The 21,334-nt window shown below is 42.9% G+C and carries 19 protein-coding genes; 7 read left to right on the top strand and 12 right to left on the bottom strand.

Translation table 11 applies throughout. From position 1 onward, the window contains the following. The first annotated feature begins 56 nt into the window (after window positions 1–56). Both CO692_RS17740 and CO692_RS13565 read left to right on the top strand, forming a co-directional pair. On the top strand, window positions 57–221 hold the full coding sequence (locus CO692_RS17740) for a hypothetical protein (protein ID WP_170920150.1): 165 nt from the start codon (window positions 57–59) through the stop codon (window positions 219–221). Between the two features lie 238 nt (window positions 222–459). Next, complete coding sequence (locus tag CO692_RS13565) at window positions 460–1,794, top strand: serine hydrolase (RefSeq protein WP_081118758.1); 1,335 nt, start codon at window positions 460–462, stop codon at window positions 1,792–1,794. 57 nt (window positions 1,795–1,851) lie between these two features. On the opposite strand, the gene CO692_RS13560 is transcribed toward CO692_RS13565, so the two are convergent. After that, complete coding sequence (locus tag CO692_RS13560) at window positions 1,852–2,364, bottom strand: GyrI-like domain-containing protein (RefSeq protein WP_008381124.1); 513 nt, start codon at window positions 2,362–2,364, stop codon at window positions 1,852–1,854. Window positions 2,365–2,488: 124 nt separating this feature from the next. Here CO692_RS13560 and CO692_RS13555 point away from each other — a divergent pair, with 124 nt between their 5' ends. Continuing rightward, complete coding sequence (locus tag CO692_RS13555; RefSeq protein ID WP_096742451.1) at window positions 2,489–3,688, top strand: YdcF family protein; 1,200 nt, start codon at window positions 2,489–2,491, stop codon at window positions 3,686–3,688. Window positions 3,689–3,736: 48 nt separating this feature from the next. Here the strand turns inward: CO692_RS13555 and CO692_RS13550 are convergent, their stop codons facing one another. Both CO692_RS13550 and CO692_RS13545 read right to left on the bottom strand, forming a co-directional pair. Next, window positions 3,737–4,246: an HD domain-containing protein gene (locus CO692_RS13550; protein ID WP_077452608.1), complete on the bottom strand. Its 510-nt coding sequence runs from the start codon at window positions 4,244–4,246 to the stop codon at window positions 3,737–3,739. A gap of 124 nt (window positions 4,247–4,370) precedes the next feature. Continuing rightward, window positions 4,371–5,132: a TrmH family RNA methyltransferase gene (locus CO692_RS13545; protein WP_096742450.1), complete on the bottom strand. Its 762-nt coding sequence runs from the start codon at window positions 5,130–5,132 to the stop codon at window positions 4,371–4,373. A gap of 95 nt (window positions 5,133–5,227) precedes the next feature. On the opposite strand from CO692_RS13545, the gene CO692_RS13540 reads away from it, so the two are divergent. The 3 genes from CO692_RS13540 to CO692_RS13530 all read left to right on the top strand — a co-directional run bounded on the left by CO692_RS13540 (window position 5,228) and on the right by CO692_RS13530 (window position 7,608). Further along, a complete protein-coding gene (locus tag CO692_RS13540; protein WP_005236969.1) occupies window positions 5,228–5,506 on the top strand; it encodes an acylphosphatase in 279 nt (92 codons plus the stop codon). Between the two features lie 124 nt (window positions 5,507–5,630). After that, window positions 5,631–6,560: a membrane protein insertase YidC gene (gene yidC, locus CO692_RS13535; protein WP_096742449.1), complete on the top strand. Its 930-nt coding sequence runs from the start codon at window positions 5,631–5,633 to the stop codon at window positions 6,558–6,560. A 106-nt stretch (window positions 6,561–6,666) separates the two neighbouring features. After that, window positions 6,667–7,608, top strand: coding sequence for an AEC family transporter (locus CO692_RS13530; RefSeq protein WP_077452611.1), 942 nt, complete (start codon window positions 6,667–6,669; stop codon window positions 7,606–7,608). A 283-nt stretch (window positions 7,609–7,891) separates the two neighbouring features. Here the strand turns inward: CO692_RS13530 and CO692_RS13525 are convergent, their stop codons facing one another. From CO692_RS13525 to rpsB, 9 genes are all read right to left on the bottom strand, one after another. Then, window positions 7,892–12,241: a PolC-type DNA polymerase III gene (locus CO692_RS13525; protein WP_096742448.1), complete on the bottom strand. Its 4,350-nt coding sequence runs from the start codon at window positions 12,239–12,241 to the stop codon at window positions 7,892–7,894. A 108-nt stretch (window positions 12,242–12,349) separates the two neighbouring features. Continuing rightward, window positions 12,350–14,059, bottom strand: a complete 1,710-nt coding sequence (locus CO692_RS13520) for a proline--tRNA ligase (protein WP_081118764.1) — start codon at window positions 14,057–14,059, stop codon at window positions 12,350–12,352. 69 nt (window positions 14,060–14,128) lie between these two features. After that, window positions 14,129–15,397: an RIP metalloprotease RseP gene (rseP, locus tag CO692_RS13515; RefSeq protein ID WP_081118765.1), complete on the bottom strand. Its 1,269-nt coding sequence runs from the start codon at window positions 15,395–15,397 to the stop codon at window positions 14,129–14,131. A 149-nt stretch (window positions 15,398–15,546) separates the two neighbouring features. After that, on the bottom strand, window positions 15,547–16,353 hold the full coding sequence (locus tag CO692_RS13510) for a phosphatidate cytidylyltransferase (protein ID WP_077452615.1): 807 nt from the start codon (window positions 16,351–16,353) through the stop codon (window positions 15,547–15,549). Next, window positions 16,350–17,150: an isoprenyl transferase gene (locus CO692_RS13505; protein ID WP_096742447.1), complete on the bottom strand. Its 801-nt coding sequence runs from the start codon at window positions 17,148–17,150 to the stop codon at window positions 16,350–16,352. The genes CO692_RS13510 and CO692_RS13505 overlap by 4 nt, the downstream gene beginning before the upstream one ends. Before the next feature lie 190 nt (window positions 17,151–17,340). Continuing rightward, the gene (gene frr / locus CO692_RS13500) at window positions 17,341–17,898 is read right to left on the bottom strand and encodes a ribosome recycling factor (RefSeq protein WP_077452616.1); all 558 of its coding nucleotides are present in this window, start codon (window positions 17,896–17,898) and stop codon (window positions 17,341–17,343) included. 1 nt (window position 17,899) lies between these two features. Beyond that, a complete protein-coding gene (pyrH, locus tag CO692_RS13495; protein ID WP_005229433.1) occupies window positions 17,900–18,622 on the bottom strand; it encodes a UMP kinase in 723 nt (240 codons plus the stop codon). A 147-nt stretch (window positions 18,623–18,769) separates the two neighbouring features. Further along, on the bottom strand, window positions 18,770–19,651 hold the full coding sequence (tsf, locus tag CO692_RS13490; RefSeq protein WP_005229432.1) for a translation elongation factor Ts: 882 nt from the start codon (window positions 19,649–19,651) through the stop codon (window positions 18,770–18,772). Between the two features lie 110 nt (window positions 19,652–19,761). Next, on the bottom strand, window positions 19,762–20,550 hold the full coding sequence (rpsB, locus tag CO692_RS13485; protein WP_005229426.1) for a 30S ribosomal protein S2: 789 nt from the start codon (window positions 20,548–20,550) through the stop codon (window positions 19,762–19,764). Between the two features lie 302 nt (window positions 20,551–20,852). Here rpsB and CO692_RS13480 point away from each other — a divergent pair, with 302 nt between their 5' ends. Beyond that, complete coding sequence (locus CO692_RS13480) at window positions 20,853–21,323, top strand: arginine repressor (protein ID WP_096742446.1); 471 nt, start codon at window positions 20,853–20,855, stop codon at window positions 21,321–21,323. Window positions 21,324–21,334 lie beyond the last annotated feature (11 nt).

Genomic DNA, 21,334 nt, shown 5'->3' with positions numbered 1-21,334 from the left:
GTGTAGGTTCGATTCCTACCTTCCACATTTATTTTAAATAGAAAGAAGGGATTTTTATGTTAACGACCTTTATTTCACTCTTTTCCATCTTTGCTTTAGCTGCATTGTTAGCTGGGACATTCTTTTTAGCAAAATTGGCCATGCAACAAGAAACGAAGGCGGTGAAAGTTCCCGTCAGAGCCCAAAACCAAAACCCGAGAATCCATTCCAATCGTCGCTAAGGGAAATAGTTTGACCCTATGTCAATTCAAAAAACTTGCCTTCTATATAATATAGGAAGGCAAGTTTTTTTGCTGGTATTTACAGTAAACAACCTTAGTCACGTAACGTCTCAGTTTGTCTACTGAAGGATCGGTCTTACGCAATTAAATGCTAAGTTTTCTCTTAGAGTATTGCAACGGTGGATACTCTTTGTTAAAATTTTTGCTTAGATACAACTTTAAAGGAGCTACTACATATATGCAGAAAATAACCAAGTTCGGGTATTCCTTCGTTGCTGCTTTGGCAATCCTCTTTGCTGCCGCCGGCTTACCCCTCGTTTCGTATGCTGATGATACAGCTATGAGCGCCGAAGAGATCCAAGATTTTTCAGTCGATGCAAAAGCCGCTTACTCTATTGATTTTGACACAGGCAAAGTGTTGTATGATCAAGATGGTGAGACTGCCATGGGCATCGCCTCCATTACCAAGATCATCAGTCTCTACCTCGTAGCTGAGCAAGTAGAACAAGGAACCATCGCTTGGGATGATCCTGTCCCTATTTCAGATTATGCCGCGAATCTCAGCGTGTCGCCAAACTTATCGAATGTCCCTTTGCATCAAGACGTCACTTATACGGTGAAGGATCTGTATGATGCCAGCTATATCCAATCTGCAAATGCTGCAATCGTCGCACTCGCGGAACTGATTGCTGGGTCTGAAAGTGCCTTTGTTGATCAAATGCAAGAAAAAGTGCAATCATGGGGTATCACCGACGCAAAGATCGTCAATGCTTCTGGCTTGAACAATACTTATTTAGGAGACAATATCTATCCCGGGTCAACTTCCACTGACGAAAACGAACTGTCCGCAAAAGATGTCGCCCTGATTGCTCGTCATTTGCTGCAAGACTTTCCAGACGTTTTAGAAGTAACGAGTCTTTCTACCAAACAATTTGGTGAAGGTTCCTATTCGCCTGTCGAGATGGTCAATTGGAACTGGATGCTTCCAGGTTTTACGAATACGAAAGATGGTGTTGATGGTCTTAAGACTGGTACGACAGATATGGCAGGGGCATGCTTTGTCGGAACCGCCGTCAAGGATGGTCAACGAATTATCACCGTCGTGCTAAACGTCAATGGTCATGCGGAAAATCCAAGCGTACGCTTTATCGAAACAGGTCGGTTGATGGACTACTCCTTCGACGCTTGGGAACAAGTAGAAATTTTACCAGAAAATGCACAGTTAGAAGATACACAGACGGTGGCAGTTAAAGATGGGAAAGAATTGAGTGTTCCCGTTGCCTTAAATCAAGGTTTGACCTTATGGGTACGTGGGGATATGGATGCAACAGCCTTTGAAACAACCATTGACTTTAATGAGCATTATCGTGATTCTGCCTTGCAAGCGCCATTGACTGAGGGTACAGAAGTCGGTACTGTAAGTGCTTCGATTCCAGCTGATACGCTTGGTTATATTGATGATTCTGATCATGACGAAACTGCAGGATTAGTTACAACACAAACGGTGGAAAAAGCCAACATCTTTGTTCGTGCTTGGCGCGGTGTGTCTAACTTTTTCGAGAATCTTTTTTAATCCAAACCATAGAAAAAATCTGTCCTGAGCAAAGATTGCTTCACGGACAGATTTTTTTTATTCTACCGTTTCCACCGTTGCTGCTGCCAAAGGCTCAACAGGGAAAAACAATTCAACTTCCCCTTCTTTAAAATGAGGAAGATATCTTTCTTGGATCGCTGCTGACAAGTGGACGTTGTTTTCTGGTAAAACTTCCATCAACATTTTTTCAGTCATCATGGTCAAGTTTTTTTCATCCGTTTTGACAACGAGATAGGTCATTGCGGGCATTTCCCAACGGACCCAACCGACTGGAGGAAAATTTTCTGTATGGACTTGAACGCCTGCCAAATAACGGCCGGTTTCTTGCCAAGGCTCTAACCAATTGGTGCCATCACTCATTAAGCCCCAAAATTCCAGTTCTTCTGCCTTTTGATCGCTCACTAGAAATTCGATCTCTTCAAAATCCTTTGTTGCAAGTTCCCATAGCGCTGGTACCCAAGAAGCTCCTTCTTCCGCTAATCCCTTGCCTTCTTTTCCGATCACATAAAAAGCGGGCCGTTCAACGCGAATCACTTCACCTAATTGCATGTTCCTTCCTCCTTCTTTTCTTCATTTTAGCGAATTGCAAGAAATTCAGCAACTTTGACCTTAGCAACAAGCAATTTTTGTCATTTTTCAGTATACTAGGTGTATCGTTAAAGGAGTGAAAAACATGGATTTTACGCAATTGCTGATTTTTGCTATCAGCTATTTGACGGGTGTGATCGTCGTTCAAAAATGGCGCAAGAAAAAAGATGAGCCAGATATTTTCTTTTTTGAGTGCTGTTGGACGATTTTAGCCCTGCTGATTTATTTAGCCGTCTCAGAATTACGGACAGGCAGTTTCTTTATTCTAATACCAGTCGCCTTCGCTGGCCTTTTTTTATTTTCTTATCGGCGCAACAAGCACCGACTCGTAAATGGCTTGCTCTTTAATTTGTTTGTCTTAGCATTTGGTGGCTACTTAGTCATCAATCTATACCGAACACAAGATATTCTTGTAGGTGGTCTATTGGCTGTTTTACTAGCGATTTTCCTTGCTGTATTATTATTCGGATTGGCCATCCTCGTGGTCTTTCTTTACTGGAATTCCATTATTGTTTTACGAAGAGAATCGCGATCGATCGCCAATCTATTGACCCTGATCTTAGCGGTAGTTTTGACCGTTTTATTATTTTCAGATCCCCTTTTGCACTTTTTCCCGGATTGGATCCGAACCTTATTCGGCGTGGTTCCCCTAAGTCTGATGTATCTATTTGTGGTCTTTTTGAACTTTTTATCGATTTCAGTCATTTATCAGTTCAATCATCCTCGTTACAATCAAGATTTTATCATCGTCTTAGGAGCAGGTCTTTTGAATGGAACCACGGTCTCCCCTTTATTGGCCAAGCGTATCAATAAAGCAATCTCGTTCTACGAAGCGCAATTTAAAGCGAAAAAAACGGCTCCTCGGTTACTGATGTCAGGCGGCCAAGGAAGCGATGAAAAGCTGCCAGAAGCTGTCGCGATGAAAGAATATGCAGTTGCGCAAGGAGTGCCCGAAGGAGAGATTTTAGTAGAAACAAATTCCACGACTACTTATGAAAACATGAAGTTTTCGAAAGAAATCATGGATTCCTTAAAGCCAAATGGCTACAAAGTAATTTTTTCCTCCAACAATTACCATATTTTTCGTGCCGGTCTCTATGCAGATCAAGCACAACTTAAAGCAGATGGTATCGGAGCACCTACCGCCTTTTACTATTTACCCAATGCCTTCTTACGAGAATTCGTAGCGATCCTTTTTATGCACAAAAGACGACACTTAACGGTATTGATCACCTTGCTGATCCTTTATGTAGGTGCAGCGATCCTCCAACTTATTTTTGGCTAAGCAAACAAAAAAAGTTCTTTGAACCGGCTGGTTCGAAGAACTTTTTTCTTATTGCATCGTACGATGTTTCTTCCAGAAACGTTGTTGCCATTTTTCTTTCATACTTTCTGTAAGTGGTTCTGATGCTTCTTTGATCGCACAATATTTGTCAACCATTGTAACAATATAGCTTTCTTTATAACGTGGCGGCGCAATCGTTGCTCCCCACATATGTTTCAAGATGATATCTTTTTCTAGATCACTTAGTTCAGTGATTTTTTCAGCATTTTTTACTGCAATTCGTGGATGCATATACGCATGGGTACCCTCATCAAACTTTGTGGTACGCCAGTCATAGTAGAATAAATCATGAAGGAGTCCTGCACGAGCTGTTGCACGAGCATCGCCGCCCCATTTCTTGGCCAATTTGTAACTATAATAAGAGACGCTGATCGAATGTTCCAAACGTGTGGAGTTCATATGCTGCACAAAGTTGGCTAATTTTTTTACAGCTTCTGTTTCTAACAGGTCAGCCACGTAAGACATATATTCGCTATCTTCTTGCCATTTTTCTGTCATAAATTTTTGTCTGCCACCTTTTTTTGATCTGCTTGATTGTTACAAGACAAAGTATAGCACCTATTCATCGAAGATTCTAGGTGAGGTGCAACAGATTCAAACAGTTTAACAGTTCCTTAAAAATCTAACTGACAGCAAAATACATCAAAATCCCGGCTGCGATGGCGACATTCAATGATTCTGCCTGACCATAGATGGGAATATACACATTTTTGTCAGTCAAAGCCAACAGTTCTGGGTGAACCCCTTGTCCCTCGTTACCTAAAATGAAGGCAGCTGTTTGTTCTTTAGGAAGCTCGGTATAAGGAACGGCTTCTTTATTTAATTCGGTGCCATAAATCGCCACGCCAGCTGAGCGTAGCTGTTGGAGAAATGGCGGGATCGTTCCTTCTAAAATTGGTAAGTGATAGTTGCTACCTTGCATACTGCGCAAGACTTTTGTGCTGTAAAGATCTGCTGTTCCTTCACCGAGAAATACCCCGCTGAACCCAGCAGCATCTGCTGTTCGAATCATGGTGCCAACGTTCCCGGGATCTTGCACATTATCTAAAATCAACCAGTTGCCCGTCAGTGTCTGTAAGTCTTGCTCTTGCTTTTCCACCACGGCAAAAATTCCTTGTGGAGTTGGTAAATCAGAAAGCATCGCTGCGATCTCCTCTGTGATCAAATAGCTTTCTTCCTGATAATCATCGAGCTGCCCGTTGGCTTCGCTTAACCCTCGCGGTGTTACCAACAACGCTTTGATTGGTACTTTGGCCTGCAGCGCTTCTTGCACTAAATGCCAGCCATCGATCAAATACGTATTGGTCTGTGTACGGTGTTTTTTTTGTGTTAGTTTTTTGATTTCCTTGATAAAGGTATTTTTTTTCGATTGAATTTCTTTCATGTAGTCACCTCGATTTATTATAGCATGAGTCAATCGATCTAACTTGTTCTTTTACTGAAAAAACGCTATCATTATAAGCAGAGGAGGGATTGTCCATGAAGAAACTACGAATCCATGTTCAAGGGCGTGTCCAAGGTGTCGGCTTTCGTTATACCACGAAAATGCTTGCCGATCAGTTGGGGGTCACAGGATCTGTAAAAAATGAGGCAGATGGTTCTGTTTCGATTGAAGCGATGGGAGATGAAAAAATCATCGATGCCTTTGTTGCCGGAGTGAAAGATTCTCCTTCTCCCGCTGGGAAAGTGAACCAAATCGACATCCAACCAGACGATACCATTAAAGAACGTACTAGCTTTGACGTAGTCTATTATTGATAATTGAATGTTTTCTAAGTCGAAAGATTGATTTTTCAATGAATTTCTCTTTGTACATTGAAATAGTCGGTCTTTTTTAGTATAGTTATTTTTGTCTAAATTTATTGTGAAGAGGAAGAATAGAATGTCTAAAATGAATAAATGGCTGCTTTCATCAGGATTATTTGGCCTGTTATTAGCATTATCAGGCTGTGTCAGTACCAATGCTGATGGTACGCCGAAAGAAACAGGAATGATTTATCGCTTTTTGGTGAAACCATTAGGTGATATGATCACGATGCTCGTTGAAAACTTCAACTGGTCTTACGGCTGGGCGATCATCGCCGTAACGATCGTTGTCCGTGTCATTATCTTACCATTAGGGATCCATCAGTCTCGAAAAACGATGGTTCAAAGTGAAAAAATGCAGTTTCTGAAACCCCAAGTGGATATTGCGCAAGCCAATTTGAAAAAAGCAACCACTCGGGAAGAACAAATGCAAGCGCAAGCGGAGATGCAAAAAATTTACTCTGAAAACAACGTCAGTATGTTTGGCGGTATCGGATGTCTCCCTTTGCTGATTCAGATGCCGATCTTCTCTGCTCTTTATTTCACTGCTCGTTACACACAAGGAATCCAAAACTCTGAATTCTTTGGCGTATCTTTAGGCGACCCAAGCATTCTCTTTGTGGCGATTGCTGGTCTTTCATACTTGGCACAAGGATATATCTCAACCATCGGGATTCCTGAAGAACAGAAAAAAACGATGAAAACCATGTTGATCGTTTCTCCATTGATGATCGTTTTCATGTCCATGAGTGCACCAGCTGGTGTGACACTTTACTGGGTAGTTGGTGGGGTCTTCAGTTGTATCCAAACGTTTATCACGAATGTCATCATGAAACCAAAAATTCGTGCCCAAGTCGAAGCGGAAATGAAAGCCAATCCGCCTAAATCGGTAGTTACCCCTCGTAAAGACGTAACGCCTGAAAAAACAGAAGCTGTCAAAAAAGCGTTGAACACGACAAAACCTCATGGAAAAGGTCGTAACGCTGGCAAGCAGCAACGGAAGTAATTCTTGACCAAATCGCTCATTGGGCGGTTTGGTTTTTTGTTGTTTTCAAATGGGAATCAGTTGCTTCTTCTATTGCCTTTCGCTATAGTAAATGAGAGGTGAGCGTATGTTTCAAGCATATATCAATATTTTTGTCATTTTCAGTCTCATGTTTATCGGTTATTGGTTGTCTTACAAACAATGGTTTTCTAATCGAACCGCCGATACGTTTTCAAAATTGGTATTGAATGTCTCATTACCAGCCAATATGTTTTTGACGATCATTAAAAACTTTACGAAAGACGAGTTTCTCTCATTAGTTTCCGGGATGATCATCCCTTTGCTTTCCATGATGATCACTTACTTCGCCGGTTATTTATGGCGCCGTTTCGCCCAAGTTGAAACCAAACACCAAGGGGCATTTTCCGCCATGTTTACCTTTTCCAATACGATCTTCATCGGCTTACCGATCAATTTAGCCATTTTTGGTGAAAAAGCCGTTCCTTATGTGTTGTTGTACTATATTGTAAATACGACATTATTTTGGACCATCGGTATTTTTGAGTTAGCAAAAGACAATCCTGATTTTGGTGAAGCCCGGATTTCCTTTCATCCATTGGTCATGCTAAAAAAGATTTTTTCACCAGCCTTGATTGGTTTCATCATCGGTTTGATCTGGATGCTGTTCACCTTACCGCTGCCCTCATTTGTTGATGGCCTTGGAAGCTACCTAGCAGATTTAACGACGCCCCTATCAATGTTTATTATCGGGATCATTGTCTACTTTGGCGGGCTCAAGAACTTGCGAATGACCAAAGACATTGCCGGTGTCTTGTTTGGTCGGTTCGTTCTTTCGCCCCTAGTCGTGTGGTTGTTAAGCAGAATCATCCCTGTTCCTGAATTGATGCTTTCTGTATTTATTATTCAAGCCTCTATGCCCGTCCAAAACTCTGTCCCGATTCTTGTACGAAACTACCAAGGGGACGAAGAATTTGCAACTTCATGTTTAGGGTATTCCGTCTTACTGTACATGGTGTATTTGCCTGTTTTGCTTTTTTTCTTTTTTTAGCTATTTAACGAACTTTGTCGAAAAATACTCGTTACCAAAGACATTCGCTTCTTTCGGTAACGAGTATTTTTCTCCTCTTTGTAAGCCAATGGTTCGATTGATTCGCTATCCAAGCGGCACCCCCCTTATGATTTCTCACTATAAAGCCACGATCCTTTTGATTTTCGCAAGATTGTGACTGCTTAGGTTGCCCTCACAAACAAGACAAAAAAGCACATCATGCAGAAACTAGCTATACTAGATGCTACGATGATGTGCTTTTTTTAAGTGAACAGCTGTTGACTTATAACATATCGAACAACGACAACTGATTTTCATCTGGTAGATCTTTAAGAACACCATTATCCGTCATGTATTCAATCAAGGTCTTAGAAACTTTCCCGCGATTGGCGAGGTCTTCTTTCGATAAGAAGGGACCGTCTTTTCGTGCTTCCACGATTTGTTTCGCTACGTTTATTCCCAAACTCGGCACTGCTCGAAACGGTGCGATCAATTTTTTCCCGTCGATCACGAAGTTTTCCGCATCCGATTTATACAGATCGATCATTCCAAATTCATAACCGCGCTCTAACATTTCATTGGCTAACTCCAGAACCGTTAACAGATTCTTTTCTTTCGTTGACGCATCCAATCCTTTGTCAGTGATTTCTTGCATCCGTTCTTTTACGGCGTCTTTTCCTTTTGACATGGCAATCAAATCAAAATCATCCGCCCGGACAGAGAAATAAGCACAGTAATAGAGAATTGGGAAGTACACTTTAAAGTAAGCCACCCGCAACGCCATCAAAACATACGCCGCCGCATGGGCTTTCGGGAACATGTACTTGATCTTCGAACAAGAATCGATATACCATTCAGGGACATTGTTCTCCCGCATCGCTTGCAAGTAAGTGTCCCGCAAGTCGTCAGGGATCTTGTTCCATTGGCCTTTACGAACCGTCTCCATGATTTTAAAGGCCATCCCGTCATCTAAGCCGGCATGGATCAAATACACCATGATGTCATCCCGACAGCCGATTACTTCTGCTAGACTAGCGTCTCCGCGACGAATCAGTTCTTCGGCATTGCCCAACCATACATCGGTACCATGGGAAAGACCAGAGATCTGCAAGAGCTCTGCAAAGGTCGATGGATGGGTTTGATCCAACATCCCTCGCACAAATCGGGTACCAAATTCTGGGATGCCTAATGTACCTGTTTTTGAGTAGATCTGCTCTTCAGTCACACCTAGCACATCCGTACCACCAAAAATACGCATCACTTCCGGATCATCCGTGGGGATCGTTTTAGGATCGATTCCTGATAAATCCTGTAGCATCCGAATCACCGTTGGGTCATCGTGTCCCAGGATATCCAGTTTTAAAATATTGTCATGAATCGAATGGAAATCAAAGTGGGTCGTTTTCCATTCTGAATTTTGATCATCTGCTGGGTATTGAATCGGGGTGAAATCATAGACATCCATATAGTCTGGAATAACGATAATCCCCCCCGGATGCTGACCAGTCGTCCGTTTGACGCCAGTGGCGCCTTTTGCCAGACGATCGACTTCGGCTGCACGATAATGAAGATTATGATCGCGCTCAAAGCCTTTTACGAACCCAAAGGCTGTTTTGTCCGCTACGGTACCGATCGTTCCGGCACGATAGACATACTCTTCACCGAAGAGCACTTTCGTATAGTTATGGGCTTCTGGCTGATATTCCCCAGAGAAGTTCAAATCGATATCGGGGACTTTATCGCCATGGAAACCAAGGAAGGTTTCAAAAGGAATATCATGGCCATCTTTGTTCAGACGGGTGCCGCATTTTGGACATTTTTTCTCTGGCATATCATAACCAGAACCATACGAGCCGTCTTCGTAAAACTCAGAATACTGGCAATCGGGACAATAATAATGCGGGGCTAATGGATTGACCTCAGTGATCCCAGTCATCGTTGCGACAAAACTAGAACCGACTGATCCCCGTGACCCTACTAAGTAGCCGTCTTCATTGCTTTTATGAACCAGTTTTTGTGAGATCAAATAGATCACGGAAAACCCATTCCCAATGATCGAATCAAGCTCTTTTTTCAAACGTTTTTCCACAATTTCTGGTAATGGGTCACCGTATAGCTCTTTGGCACGGTTGTAACTTAAGTCGGTGATCTCTTGTTCAGATCCAGGAATCTTTGGTGTATACAAATCATCTTTTACCGGAATGACTTTTTCACAGAGATCAGCGATTTTATTCGGGTTCGTCACTACAATTTCTTTCGCTACTTCTGGACCTAAAAACTGAAAAGCGGTCAGCATCTCATCGGTTGTTCGGAAATGTACATCCGGTAAACTATGTCGATTCAAGGGATTGGCGCCCCCCATCGAATTAATCAAGACCTTACGATAAATGGCATCTTCTTCGTTCAGGTAGTGGGCATTCCCAGTAGCAACAACGATTTTCCCTAACTCTTCCCCCATCTTTACCAGATTCCGAATGATGTCTTCTAGGTCTTTTTCGCTTTTCACGAGCTCCGTTTCCAGAAGATGGGCATAAACTGCTTTGGGCATGACTTCGATATAGTCATAAAACTTCGCAAGTTCCCGCGCTGCATCGACCCCTTTTTGCATCATTGCGACAAAGACTTCTCCTTTATCACAAGCGGTTCCGACTAACAATCCTTCCCGCAATTTCACCAATTCTGAGCGCGGAATCCGCGGAACTTTATCATGGAAGTACTTCACATTCGACATCGAGATCAGCTTGAATAAATTCTTCAATCCCGCCTGTGTTCGGGCTAAGATCGTGGCATGGAAAGGCCGAGCTGCTTTATAGGAGTTCTCGCCCCCAACGTGTCGGTTCAAATCTTCGTGCAGCAGCATGTCATGTTTTTCCATCGCTTCTTTGACAAAGATCCACGCTAAATGACCGGTTGCCTCGGCATCGTAGATCGCTCGGTGATGTTGCTCCAAACTAACGCCGAATTTTTTGGAAAGGACACCTAAACCGAATCGCTTAAACTCAGGATACAAATAACGAGCGAGTTCCAATGTATCAATGACGGGATTTTCTGCTTCTGGAATACCGTATTTTCGATAACTTGTATTTAAGAAGCCCATATCAAATGACGCATTGTGGGCAACTAGAATGGCTCCTTCAGAAAACTCACGGAACAAACGTAAGACCTCTTCTTCCGATTTTGACCCCCGAACCATTTCATCGGTGATCCCCGTCAATTCTACGGTCGTTCGTGATAAAGGATGGCCAGGATCGATGAATTCATCAAAGGAACCTTCCACGTTGCCTTTATGCATCCGCACAGCGGCCAATTCAATGATGGTGTCGTACACTGCAGACAATCCGGTGGTCTCCACGTCAAACACGATATACGTAGCATCAGTCAGTGGGACAGGCTGCGGATTATAGGCAACCGCTACCCCGTCATCCACGATATTGGCTTCCACACCGTAAAGAATTTTTACCCCGGCTTTTTCTCCGGCGTGATGGGCATCAGGAAACCCTTGTGCTCCACCATGATCGGTGATCGCAATCGCCTTATGGCCCCACTTGCCAGCTTGAGCGACAAAGTCTGCCACATTATTGGTTGCATCCATCGTACTCATATTGGAATGCAGGTGAAGTTCGACCCGTTTTTCGCCTTCAGGTGCATAATCTTTGCGGGCCTCGTGTTTGACTTCCAGCAAATCTTGCGCATTCATAACGAGATCTCGCATGAAGGTATCTTCTTGAACACTACCACGCACTTTGACCCAACTACCTTTAGCAATGGCATCAAAGACTTGTTCATCTTTTTCATTGTTGGAGAATTTTTTCACACTAAACGACGACGTATAGTCGGTGATTTTCAAAATCAAAATCTTCCGTTTTGAACGCAATTCGCGGACTTCTTTATCAAAGACATGCCCTTGGATCGTAACTCGGCGTTCTTCCTCGATGATATTGATCATCGGTGTCACAGGTTCATCAGCAGGAATATTACGTCCCAAGGCGATTGGTCCGTCAAATTCGACTGTTTTGACTTCTTTTTTGCGTTGCTCGTGAGCCATTAAGTTCTCAGCGGCTTGCAATTGGAAGGCTGCCGTTTGTTCTTCTTTTCGTGCTTCAAGTTCTTTCAAGGCTGCCTCAGCCTGTTCTTTGTCTAGCTGTGGCAAGATCCGAAATTTTTGAAACCCGAAAGTCCCATAATTTTCCTCGATAATCGGTAAGTACTGTTGCTGCAAAATCGTGATGACCGCATCATTGTTGACGGGTAAAATCACCTTGTTCTCTTGAATCATAGGCATTTGATTTTTAATCACTTGATGAACTAATGGCCGATCGCAATTTTGATTGGCTAACGCTAATGGCCAGTATTCTTGAATGAACTGCTCATCAAAGGAACCGTCTTGAGCTTCAATGACAATGCGAACTTCCGCAATCTCTTTAAATGCCAATTCAATATGTTGTTTAAAGGACTGATACACCATCACCGGCAATAAACGTTCGAATTGGAAATAAAATGTCCAGGCTTTTGATTGTCGATGCACGGTTACTTGTCTGATTTGGGCAGTCTGCATCAATGGATGCTGCCGAAGATTTGGGGCAGCTGCAATTTGGTCTAATAATATCTCAAAGGTCTCTCTTTCTTTTGACAATTGAAGATCCTCCTTTTCTCAGTACTCATTAGTATACCTCTTTTTGTCTTCACTTTCATTAAAAAATCGAGAAAGGATTTCCTTTCTCGATCTACCATTTGTTTCGATTTATTCTTGGTTGGCTAACAAAATCGTTAGGGTCGAAGCGACTTCTTCTTTCCTCACTTCAACGGTTGCGCCAGTATGCTTGATTTTGATCTCCACGATGCCTTCTACGGCTTTTTTACCGATGGTCAAGCGAATCGGACAACCAATCAAATCGGCATCTGCAAATTTGACCCCTGCACGTTCATTGCGGTCATCCACCAATACTTGATAGCCAACTTGGTTCATCATTTCTTCTACTTCTTCACTTAAGGCATTTTGATAGCTATCTTCAATCGACGTTTGGATGATATGCACATCAAATGGGGCAATTTCTTGGGGCCAATCGATCCCAAACTCATTGCCATATTGTTCGACGATCGTTGAAAGCAACCGAGAAACCCCCAAACCATAACAGCCCATGATGATTGGTTGTTCATCGCCATTTTCATCGACAACCGTCGCTTCTTGCGCCTCGCTGTACTTGGTTCCTAACTTGAAGATATGCCCAACTTCGATTCCTCGCGTAAAGGTTAAGGTCCCTTTTCCATCTGGGGAAGGATCGCCTTCTTGAACCAATCGAAAATCGGCAAAGGCTAGTGGTTGAAAATCACGGCCTACATTTGCATTAAGAAAATAGCTCTGTTTTTCTGCCGCTGGTACGATCAGATTCGCCATATCTTGGACATGCTGATCGGCATACAATTGGATCGAATCAGCAAGCTCAATGGGGCTGCGAAGTTGTGCGTCACTGGTCAGATACGACTCGGCTTCTTCAGCAGTCAAGATCTTCACTTGATCAGCGGCTAAAAAATGCTTGATCTTTGTTTCATTAAGACTGTGATCGCCTCGAAGCAATACCATAATGACTTGCTCGTCAACGAGTAGCAAAAATACTTGAACGATTTTTTGCAAATCCGTTTCGTATGTTTTCGCCAGTTCCTCTAACGATAGAGACTCTTCATGAACGACTTTTTGTAACTCTAAATAGGTCTCATGAGATTTTTTAGCGATATACTGACTAGTTGCTAGTTTCCAATTGGCGACATAGTCGCTTTCAGTCGAATAACAGATCAGCTCTTCGCCGATTCCAGACAATGCCAAAAACTCTTTTGAATCTCGGCCACCCATCAAGCCATTATCCCCGACCACTGTCCGATATTCGATCCCACAGCGTTTCAAAATCGCATGGTAAGCCATTTCGTAGCGATTATAGGTTTGATCTAAGCTGGCTTCATCGGCGTGAAAAGAATAGCCATCTTGCATGATAAATTCACGGCTGCGAATCAATCCAAAACGCGGCCGCTGTTCGTCCCGATATTTCGTTTGGATCTGATACAAGCTCAAGGGTAGCCGCTTATAAGACGTGATCTCGTTTTTGATCAATGTCGTGAACGGCTCTTCGTGAGTAGGTCCTAAAACGATCTCTCGTTCGTTTCGATCTGTCAACCGATACAAAGACTCACCATACAATGAGGCCCGTCCAGACTCCTTCCATGGTTCATACGGAAGCAAAGAAGGCATCGCCATCTCTACGGCATCGATTTGTGCCAGTTCCTCACGAATGACCCGCTTGATCTTTTCTAACACCCTTTGTGCTAATGGCAAGTAGACATAGATGCCTGCAGCCACTTGTCGAATATACCCGGCCCTAACTAACAGTTGATGACTTAACGTCTCCGCATCGCTGGGGGTTTCCCGCAATGTCGGAATCAAACATTTTGACTGTTTCATTTTTTTCTCCTTTGCTACAAAAAATCATGTTCACCCGATCAACAATTGATTTGCTTGTGCGTCTTATTTTTAAAAGAAGAAACGTTGGATATCATTCCAGGTAACGAGAACCATCAGCAGCATCAAAAACCCAAACCCAATCAGGGTAATGATGCCTTCTTTTTCTTGACTGATTGGCTTGCCTCGCACACCTTCTAAAATATTTAAAACCAGTTTCCCGCCATCTAATCCAGGAATCGGCAGTAAATTAAAGATCCCCAAGTTGATGGAAATCATCGCCATCATGGCGATCACCGTTGTGACACCTTGCGATGCGGCTTGAGAAGACAGTTGGAAAATCGCTACCGGTCCGCCCAATTTATTGATATCTGGTTGGGCGATCAAGTTGCCGACTGCTCTAAAAATCACCAATGAATTGTCAATGGTCGTTTGCAAGCCGCCAAGTAAGATGTCTCCGATGCCAGTTTTTAACGAAGCCGTGATCCCTAGGAAACCAATCGTAGTCTCCCCAGATTCTTGACTCGCAGGAGTTGCCGTCAAATCAAGTGTTTCTGCTCCTCGTTTAACTTCTAGAGCAATCTGAGTATCTGGATACTTTTGGATCTCTGTCGTCAATTCTGACCAGTTGGATACATCGACACCTTCAACTGCTAAGATTTCGTCGCCATTTTGCAGTCCGGCTTCAGCTGCCGGGGTTCCTGCTTCGATTCCTGTCACGATGGTTGCATCTTGGTTCGCGACACCACCTTGCGCAAACACCAACCCAGTGAATAAAACCAAGGATAAAATAAAGTTATTCATCGGTCCGGCAAAATTCGTCAGCATTCGTTGCCAAAGCTTTGCGGACTGGAATTGAACGTCTTTTGGTGCGATCCGAACTTCAACGCCATCTTCATGAATAATCGTTGCGTCATGATCCACAGCGTACGTAACTGCTTCTTGTTCATTGCCGTTGATGAAGCCAGTGATCGTCAACTTCTCCTCCAAGTCAAAGTCGGTCACTTCCATGGGGATCGCTTGCGGCAATTGGATCTTTTTGCTCGTATTGATTTTGATGACTTTGCCAGTTGCATCTTGAACCAAGGAGACTGGCATACCAGGCGTTAATTCGGTTTCATCTTCGCCCCAGCCTGCCATTTGGACATACCCGCCTAATGGTAGCATCCGAATCGTGTAGGTCGTCCCATCTTTCGCTTGATGCGCGAACAATTTAGGCCCCATACCGATGGCAAACTCTCTTACTAAAATACCTGCCCGTTTTGCAAAGAAGTAGTGTCCGAATTCGTGAATCACTACCACCACGGAAAAGATAATGATAAATACAAGTATCGTTTTCATGCTCGTTCCTCTCTTTCACAGCATCCCTCTCATTCAGGGCAGCCTTTCCTTATTTTATCACACCGGTTCCCGTTGAGGAACTCACATTCCCGTTGTAACAAGAATTTAAAAAAAGAAGCGCAAGCCAAGCCTGCACTTCTAACTATTTTTTAAAAGACACCGAATAAATACATGATTGGAAACACAAACAGCATGCTGTCGAAGCGATCTAAGATTCCCCCGTGACCTGGCAGGATATTCCCTGAATCCTTTACGCCATAATGACGTTTGATCGCCGATTCCACTAAATCACCAAATTGCCCAGCGATCGAAAAGAGGACCGTCAATAAAATCATCATGGCACTACCGTGTCCAAAATAATCTTTCCCAGGAAATGCTAATAGATACAAACCAGCTACGACCACCGCAGCGGCAATCCCGCCTAGGGCCCCTTCGATGGTTTTATTAGGAGAAATCTCCGGCCATAATTTTCGTTGACCGTAACGTCGTCCCACCATGTATGCCCCAATATCCGTTGCCCACACGATAAAGAGACCGAAAACTAAAACGACTAAGCCATCCGTTGCTGACCGTGCCGTCAAAAAACGTTCAAACCCGACACCGGTATATAAGCTAACGATCACCGGAAAGCCAGCTTCATCGATGGTATACGTATTTTTCGAAATAACCGCGATCCCTAGTAACAAAAGAACGATCAGATAAAACAAGGCACTTTTATCTGTCCCCTCTGGCAAAAAGAAAAACCAGCGTTCTTGAGGCAAAACTAAGATTACCGCTCCGAGGATTGAAAGAATTCCTTCAAAACTGAAAATAGCTAATCCTTTCATCCGAAATAATTCATAAACACCAATTCCTGCCATTGCTGCTGCCAGCAATTCGACGGCAATGCCGCCAATATAAATAATTGGCAGGAAAAAGGCTAATGCGACGACCGCAGTGATTACACGTTGTCTCACTCTTCTTCCTCCTTCGTTTTCAAACCGCCAAAACGCCGGTTTCGTTGTTGAAAGCTCCCAATCGCGTCCTCTAATAACGCAGAATCGAAATCAGGCCAGAGCGCTTTTGTAAAGAATAACTCGCTGTATGCAATCTGCCATAATAAGAAATTACTGATACGTTCCTCACCACTCGTGCGAATCACCAATTCAGGATCACGTAACGCGTTTGGTAAAAAACCAGTCATCAAATGCGTCCCCAGCATGTCTTCCGTGAGCTCTGGTAGGGCTTCGCCGGAAGCTGAGAGTTCTTCATAAAGTGCTTGGACAGCTGTCAAAATTTCCGCGCGGCTGCCGTAGTTTAAAGCAAAATTCAAGATCATCCCGGTGTTATCTTTGGTTTGGTCGATCGCTCGCTTGACCGCTTCTTGTGTATGCGCGGGTAAAGAATCCGTGAACCCCATCACTTTGACTTGAACATTTTCTTTGATCAGCTCAGGAACAAAGGTGTCGAAAAAGTCGACGGGCAGTTGCATCAAAAAGTCTACTTCCTCGTTCGGCCGTTTCCAATTTTCTGTCGAAAATGCATAAAGCGTCAATACCTTCACACCTAAGTGTGAAGCATGTTTCGTGATTTTCTTTACCGTCTCCATGCCTTCTTTGTGGCCAGCTACTCTTGGCAAGCGCCGATTTTGCGCCCATCTGCCGTTGCCATCCATAATGATCGCGATGTGTTGGGGAATCGGCAGTGATGGATCCAATTCATGTTCAGCCGCTTCTTTGATATATTTGTCTTTTTGTGGAAAAAAACGCAGCATCGTATTCGCTCCTCTTCCAATTCTTGAAATTCATCTTTTACATTATAACAATAATCAGATTTCTTGCCTATGAAAACCAAGAAAAGATTTCTATATTAAGAAAAAACAAAAAAACAGCTGTCATATTCAAGTAAATGAGCTACTTTCGCCCATAAAAAAGAGCCGCTGAAGCGACTCTTCGTCATTCTTTTTAAACTTCAAGTAATTCTTGTTCTTTTTCAGCTGCGATGGCATCGATTTCTTTGATGCTGTTATCTGTAGCAGTCTGCACTTCTTTTTCAGATTCCCGCAAATCATCTTCTGTGATGTCGCCAGCTTTTTCTTGTTTCTTGTAAGCTTCCATGGCATCCCGACGAATGTTACGGACGGCGATTTTCGCATTTTCAGCTTCTTTTTTCACATCTTTTGCTAATTCTTTACGGCGTTCTTCCGTTAATTGAGGAATCACCAAACGAATGACCGTTCCATCATTGGCAGGTGTAATCCCCACATCACTTTGCATGATAGCTTTTTCTACTTCTTGGATCATTGTTTTGTCAAAAGGTGTGATCATCAAAATTCTTGCTTCTGGAATCGTAATTGAAGCCATTTGGTTCAAGGGTGTTGGTACACCATAATAAGTAACCATTACGCGGTCTAAGATGCTCGCGTTCGCGCGGCCAGCACGGATTTGTCCTAATTCCCGCTGCAAGTTTTCTGCTGCTTTTTTCATTTTGTCTTTTGCTTCTGTTAAAATTTTGTCAGCCATGTTATTTCCCCCTTACTGTCGTTCCAATATGTTCACCTAAAATGGCGCGGCGAATGTTTCCATGCTCATTCAAGTTGAATACGACTAATGGAATATCGTTGTCCATACTTAATGAACTTGCGGTTGAATCCATTACTTGCAATCCTTTAGAAATGACTTCTAAATGAGTCAATTCTTCAAATTTCACAGCACTTTGATCCGTTTTAGGATCTGCTGAGTAGACGCCATCAACATTGTTTTTTGCCATCAAAATGACATCGGCGTTGATTTCAGCTGCCCGTAAGGCTGCGGTCGTATCAGTTGAGAAATAAGGGTTTCCGGTTCCGCCGGCAAAAATGACGACCCGCCCTTTTTCTAAGTGACGTTCTGCTCTGCGACGAATATAAGGCTCTGCGATTTGACGCATTTCGATCGAAGTTTGGACACGCGTTGGTACACCAGCGTTTTCTAGTGTATCTTGTAATGCTAAAGCATTCATCACAGTCGCTAACATGCCCATATAATCAGCTTGGGCTCTTTCCATCCCCATTTGCGCGCCGATTTGTCCACGCCAAATGTTCCCGCCGCCGACCACGATTGCCATCTGTACACCTAATTCGTGGACTTCCTTGATCTCTTTAACGATCTCTTGGATCGTCGGTGGTTTGATCCCAAAGCCTTCGTCACCCGCTAATGCTTCACCACTTAATTTTAATACAACACGTTGATATTTTGGTTTGCCCATCATGATTCCTCCGTACATTCTCCAATACTATTGTAGCATATTGGTGCTCTTTCGTTGAAAATTATCTACACTATTTCTTCAAAAACCGTTTTTGCTTAAAAAAAGGGAGCGCACTTCCATGCGTTCCCATCTGTTCGAGGAACAGAATTATTTTTTCACTTGGCTCATTACTTCTTCAACGAAGTTGTCTTCGCGTTTTTCGATACCTTCGCCGACTTCAAAGCGGACAAAAGATTTCACAGTTGCGCCTTTTGATGCAACATATTTTTCAACTGTCATATCTGGGTCTTTAACGAATGGTTGGTCAACCAAAGCGATTTCTGCTTTAAATTTCTTCAAGCGTCCTTCAACCATTTTTTCAACGATGTTCGCTGGTTTGCCTTCGTTCAATGCTTGTTCTGTCAAGACTTGTTTTTCATGATCCAATTCTTCTTGAGAGATTTGTGCTTCGTTCACGTAGCGAGGGTTGATCGCTGCAACGTGCATCGCAACATCTTTCGCAACTGATTCGTCAGTTGTTCCTTCAAGAACAGTCAATACAGCAATACGTCCGCCCATGTGTAGGTAACCGCCGAAAGCAGCATTGTCATCTTTTTCAACAACTTCAAAACGACGGAAGCTGATTTTTTCTCCGATTACTTGTGTTGCTTCGATCAACGCAGCATCCATTGTGCCTTTAGAAGTTTCTAATTTTAAAGCAGCATCCATATCAGCTGGTTTGTTCGCTGCGATTACTTCAGCGATTTCTTTTACTAAGTCTTGGAACATTTCGTTTTTAGAAACGAAGTCAGTTTCTGAGTTCACTTCAACGATTGCTGCTGTGTTGCCGTTGATCGCTACAGATGCTAATCCTTCAGCAGCAATACGGTCGTTTTTCTTCGCAGCTTTTGCCATACCTTTTTCACGTAATAAGTCTACGGCTTTTTCGATGTCGCCTTCTACTTCAACTAATGCACGTTTTGCGTCCATCATTCCTACACCAGTCATATCGCGTAATTCTTTTACTAATTTAGCTGTTACTTCTGCCATTTTTTGTTTCCTCCTAAATGTTTTTAAACAAGATTGCTTGTCTTTAAAAAAAGCTGTTTCAAAGGAGAGTGAGGCTTGGCGCCTAGCCTTTGAAACAGCTCCATCATTTATTATTCAGCTGATGCGTTGTCGCCTTCGACAACATCAACGATTTCTTCGATTGAAGTTGCGTTTTCTGTTGATTCAGCAGCAAAATCTTCTTCTGCTACTTGGTCTTCGCCTTGGTTACCTTCGATGAAAGCATCTGCCATTTTCGCAGTGATCAATTTAACGGCACGAATAGCGTCATCGTTTGATGGGATAACAACATCGATTTCGTCTGGATCACAGTTTGTATCGACCATCGCTACGATCGGGATATTCAATTTGCGTGCTTCTTGGATCGCGATACGTTCTTTACGTGGGTCAACAACGTACATTACATCTGGAATTCTTGGCATATCAGCGATACCGCCTAAGAATTTTTCAAGACGTTCGCGCTCTTTGTTCAAGCCAACGACTTCTTTTTTAGGAAGAACAGCAAATGTGCCATCTTCTTCCATTTTGTTGATTTGTTTCAAACGAGCAACACGTTTTTGGATTGTTTCCCAGTTTGTCAAAGTTCCACCTAACCAACGATGGTTAACATAGTATTGACCTGAACGGATTGCTTCTTCTTTGATTGCTTCTTGTGCTTGTTTTTTAGTACCTACGAACAATGCAACGCCGCCTTCTTCAGCAACATTTTTCATGTAGTCGTAAGCTGCGTCTACTAATTTCACTGTTTTTTGCAAATCAATGATGTAGATGCCGTTTCTTTCTGTGAAGATATATTTCTTCATTTTTGGGTTCCAGCGACGAGTTTGGTGACCAAAGTGTACGCCGGCTTCTAGTAATTGTTTCATTGAGATTACTGCCATGTTGTGTTTCCTCCAATTTGGTTTTTTGTTTTCCTCTCTTGCTCTTTTACTCTTTGAAGAACTGAATCGATCAGCACCGCTTCGCAGATGGAACAAGATGTGGGATTGACGTGAAAAACTCACGCCTTAAACAGTATACAGTAGCCAAAAAAGAAATGCAACTGATTCAAATGAAAAACTACGATTCGTGGTTCGGCTTTTTTTTTAACGTTCTAATTCTTTTCTTATTATATCTAGGTTTTTTCGGTGTTATCTGCTATGATAAGGCTGACTTAATCAATCATGCTTAAAGGAGTTTACCTATGCGAAAAGCTGATCGCCATTTACTTATTAGACAAATCATTACTGAACATACTGTACGCACGCAAGAAGAATTATTGCAGCAATTGGAAGTCCAAGGAGTCTCCGCCACGCAAGCGACCATTTCTCGCGATATTCGTGATTTGAAAATCGTGAAAGTACCTGATGAGTCAGGTCAGACAAAGTTTGTCATTTTTCAAGGAATGCAAGCTTCTGAGGATGAAAAAGAAGAAGAGCAGCGCTTGATACAGATGATCGAAGACATTGTCACTAAAGTAGATCGTGTGCAATTCATGACCTTGATCCATACCGTTGCGGACAATGCGCCTTTGCTTTCGGCAGCGATCGATGAAGTGACCATGCCAGAAAAAGTTTGCTCGTTGGCGGGTTTTGATACAGTAGCGGTGATTTCCCGCAGCGACGAAGACGCTGAAACTTTTTATCAATTTATCAGAAACCACGCGGTCTTATAAAACACTGAACA

Source organism: Enterococcus sp. FDAARGOS_375, from assembly GCF_002393265.1.
Taxonomy (GTDB): Bacteria; Bacillota; Bacilli; order Lactobacillales; family Enterococcaceae; genus Enterococcus_D; species Enterococcus_D innesii.
Note: the sequence above shows the minus strand (reverse complement) of the source record. Positions and strands in the feature narration are given on the sequence as shown.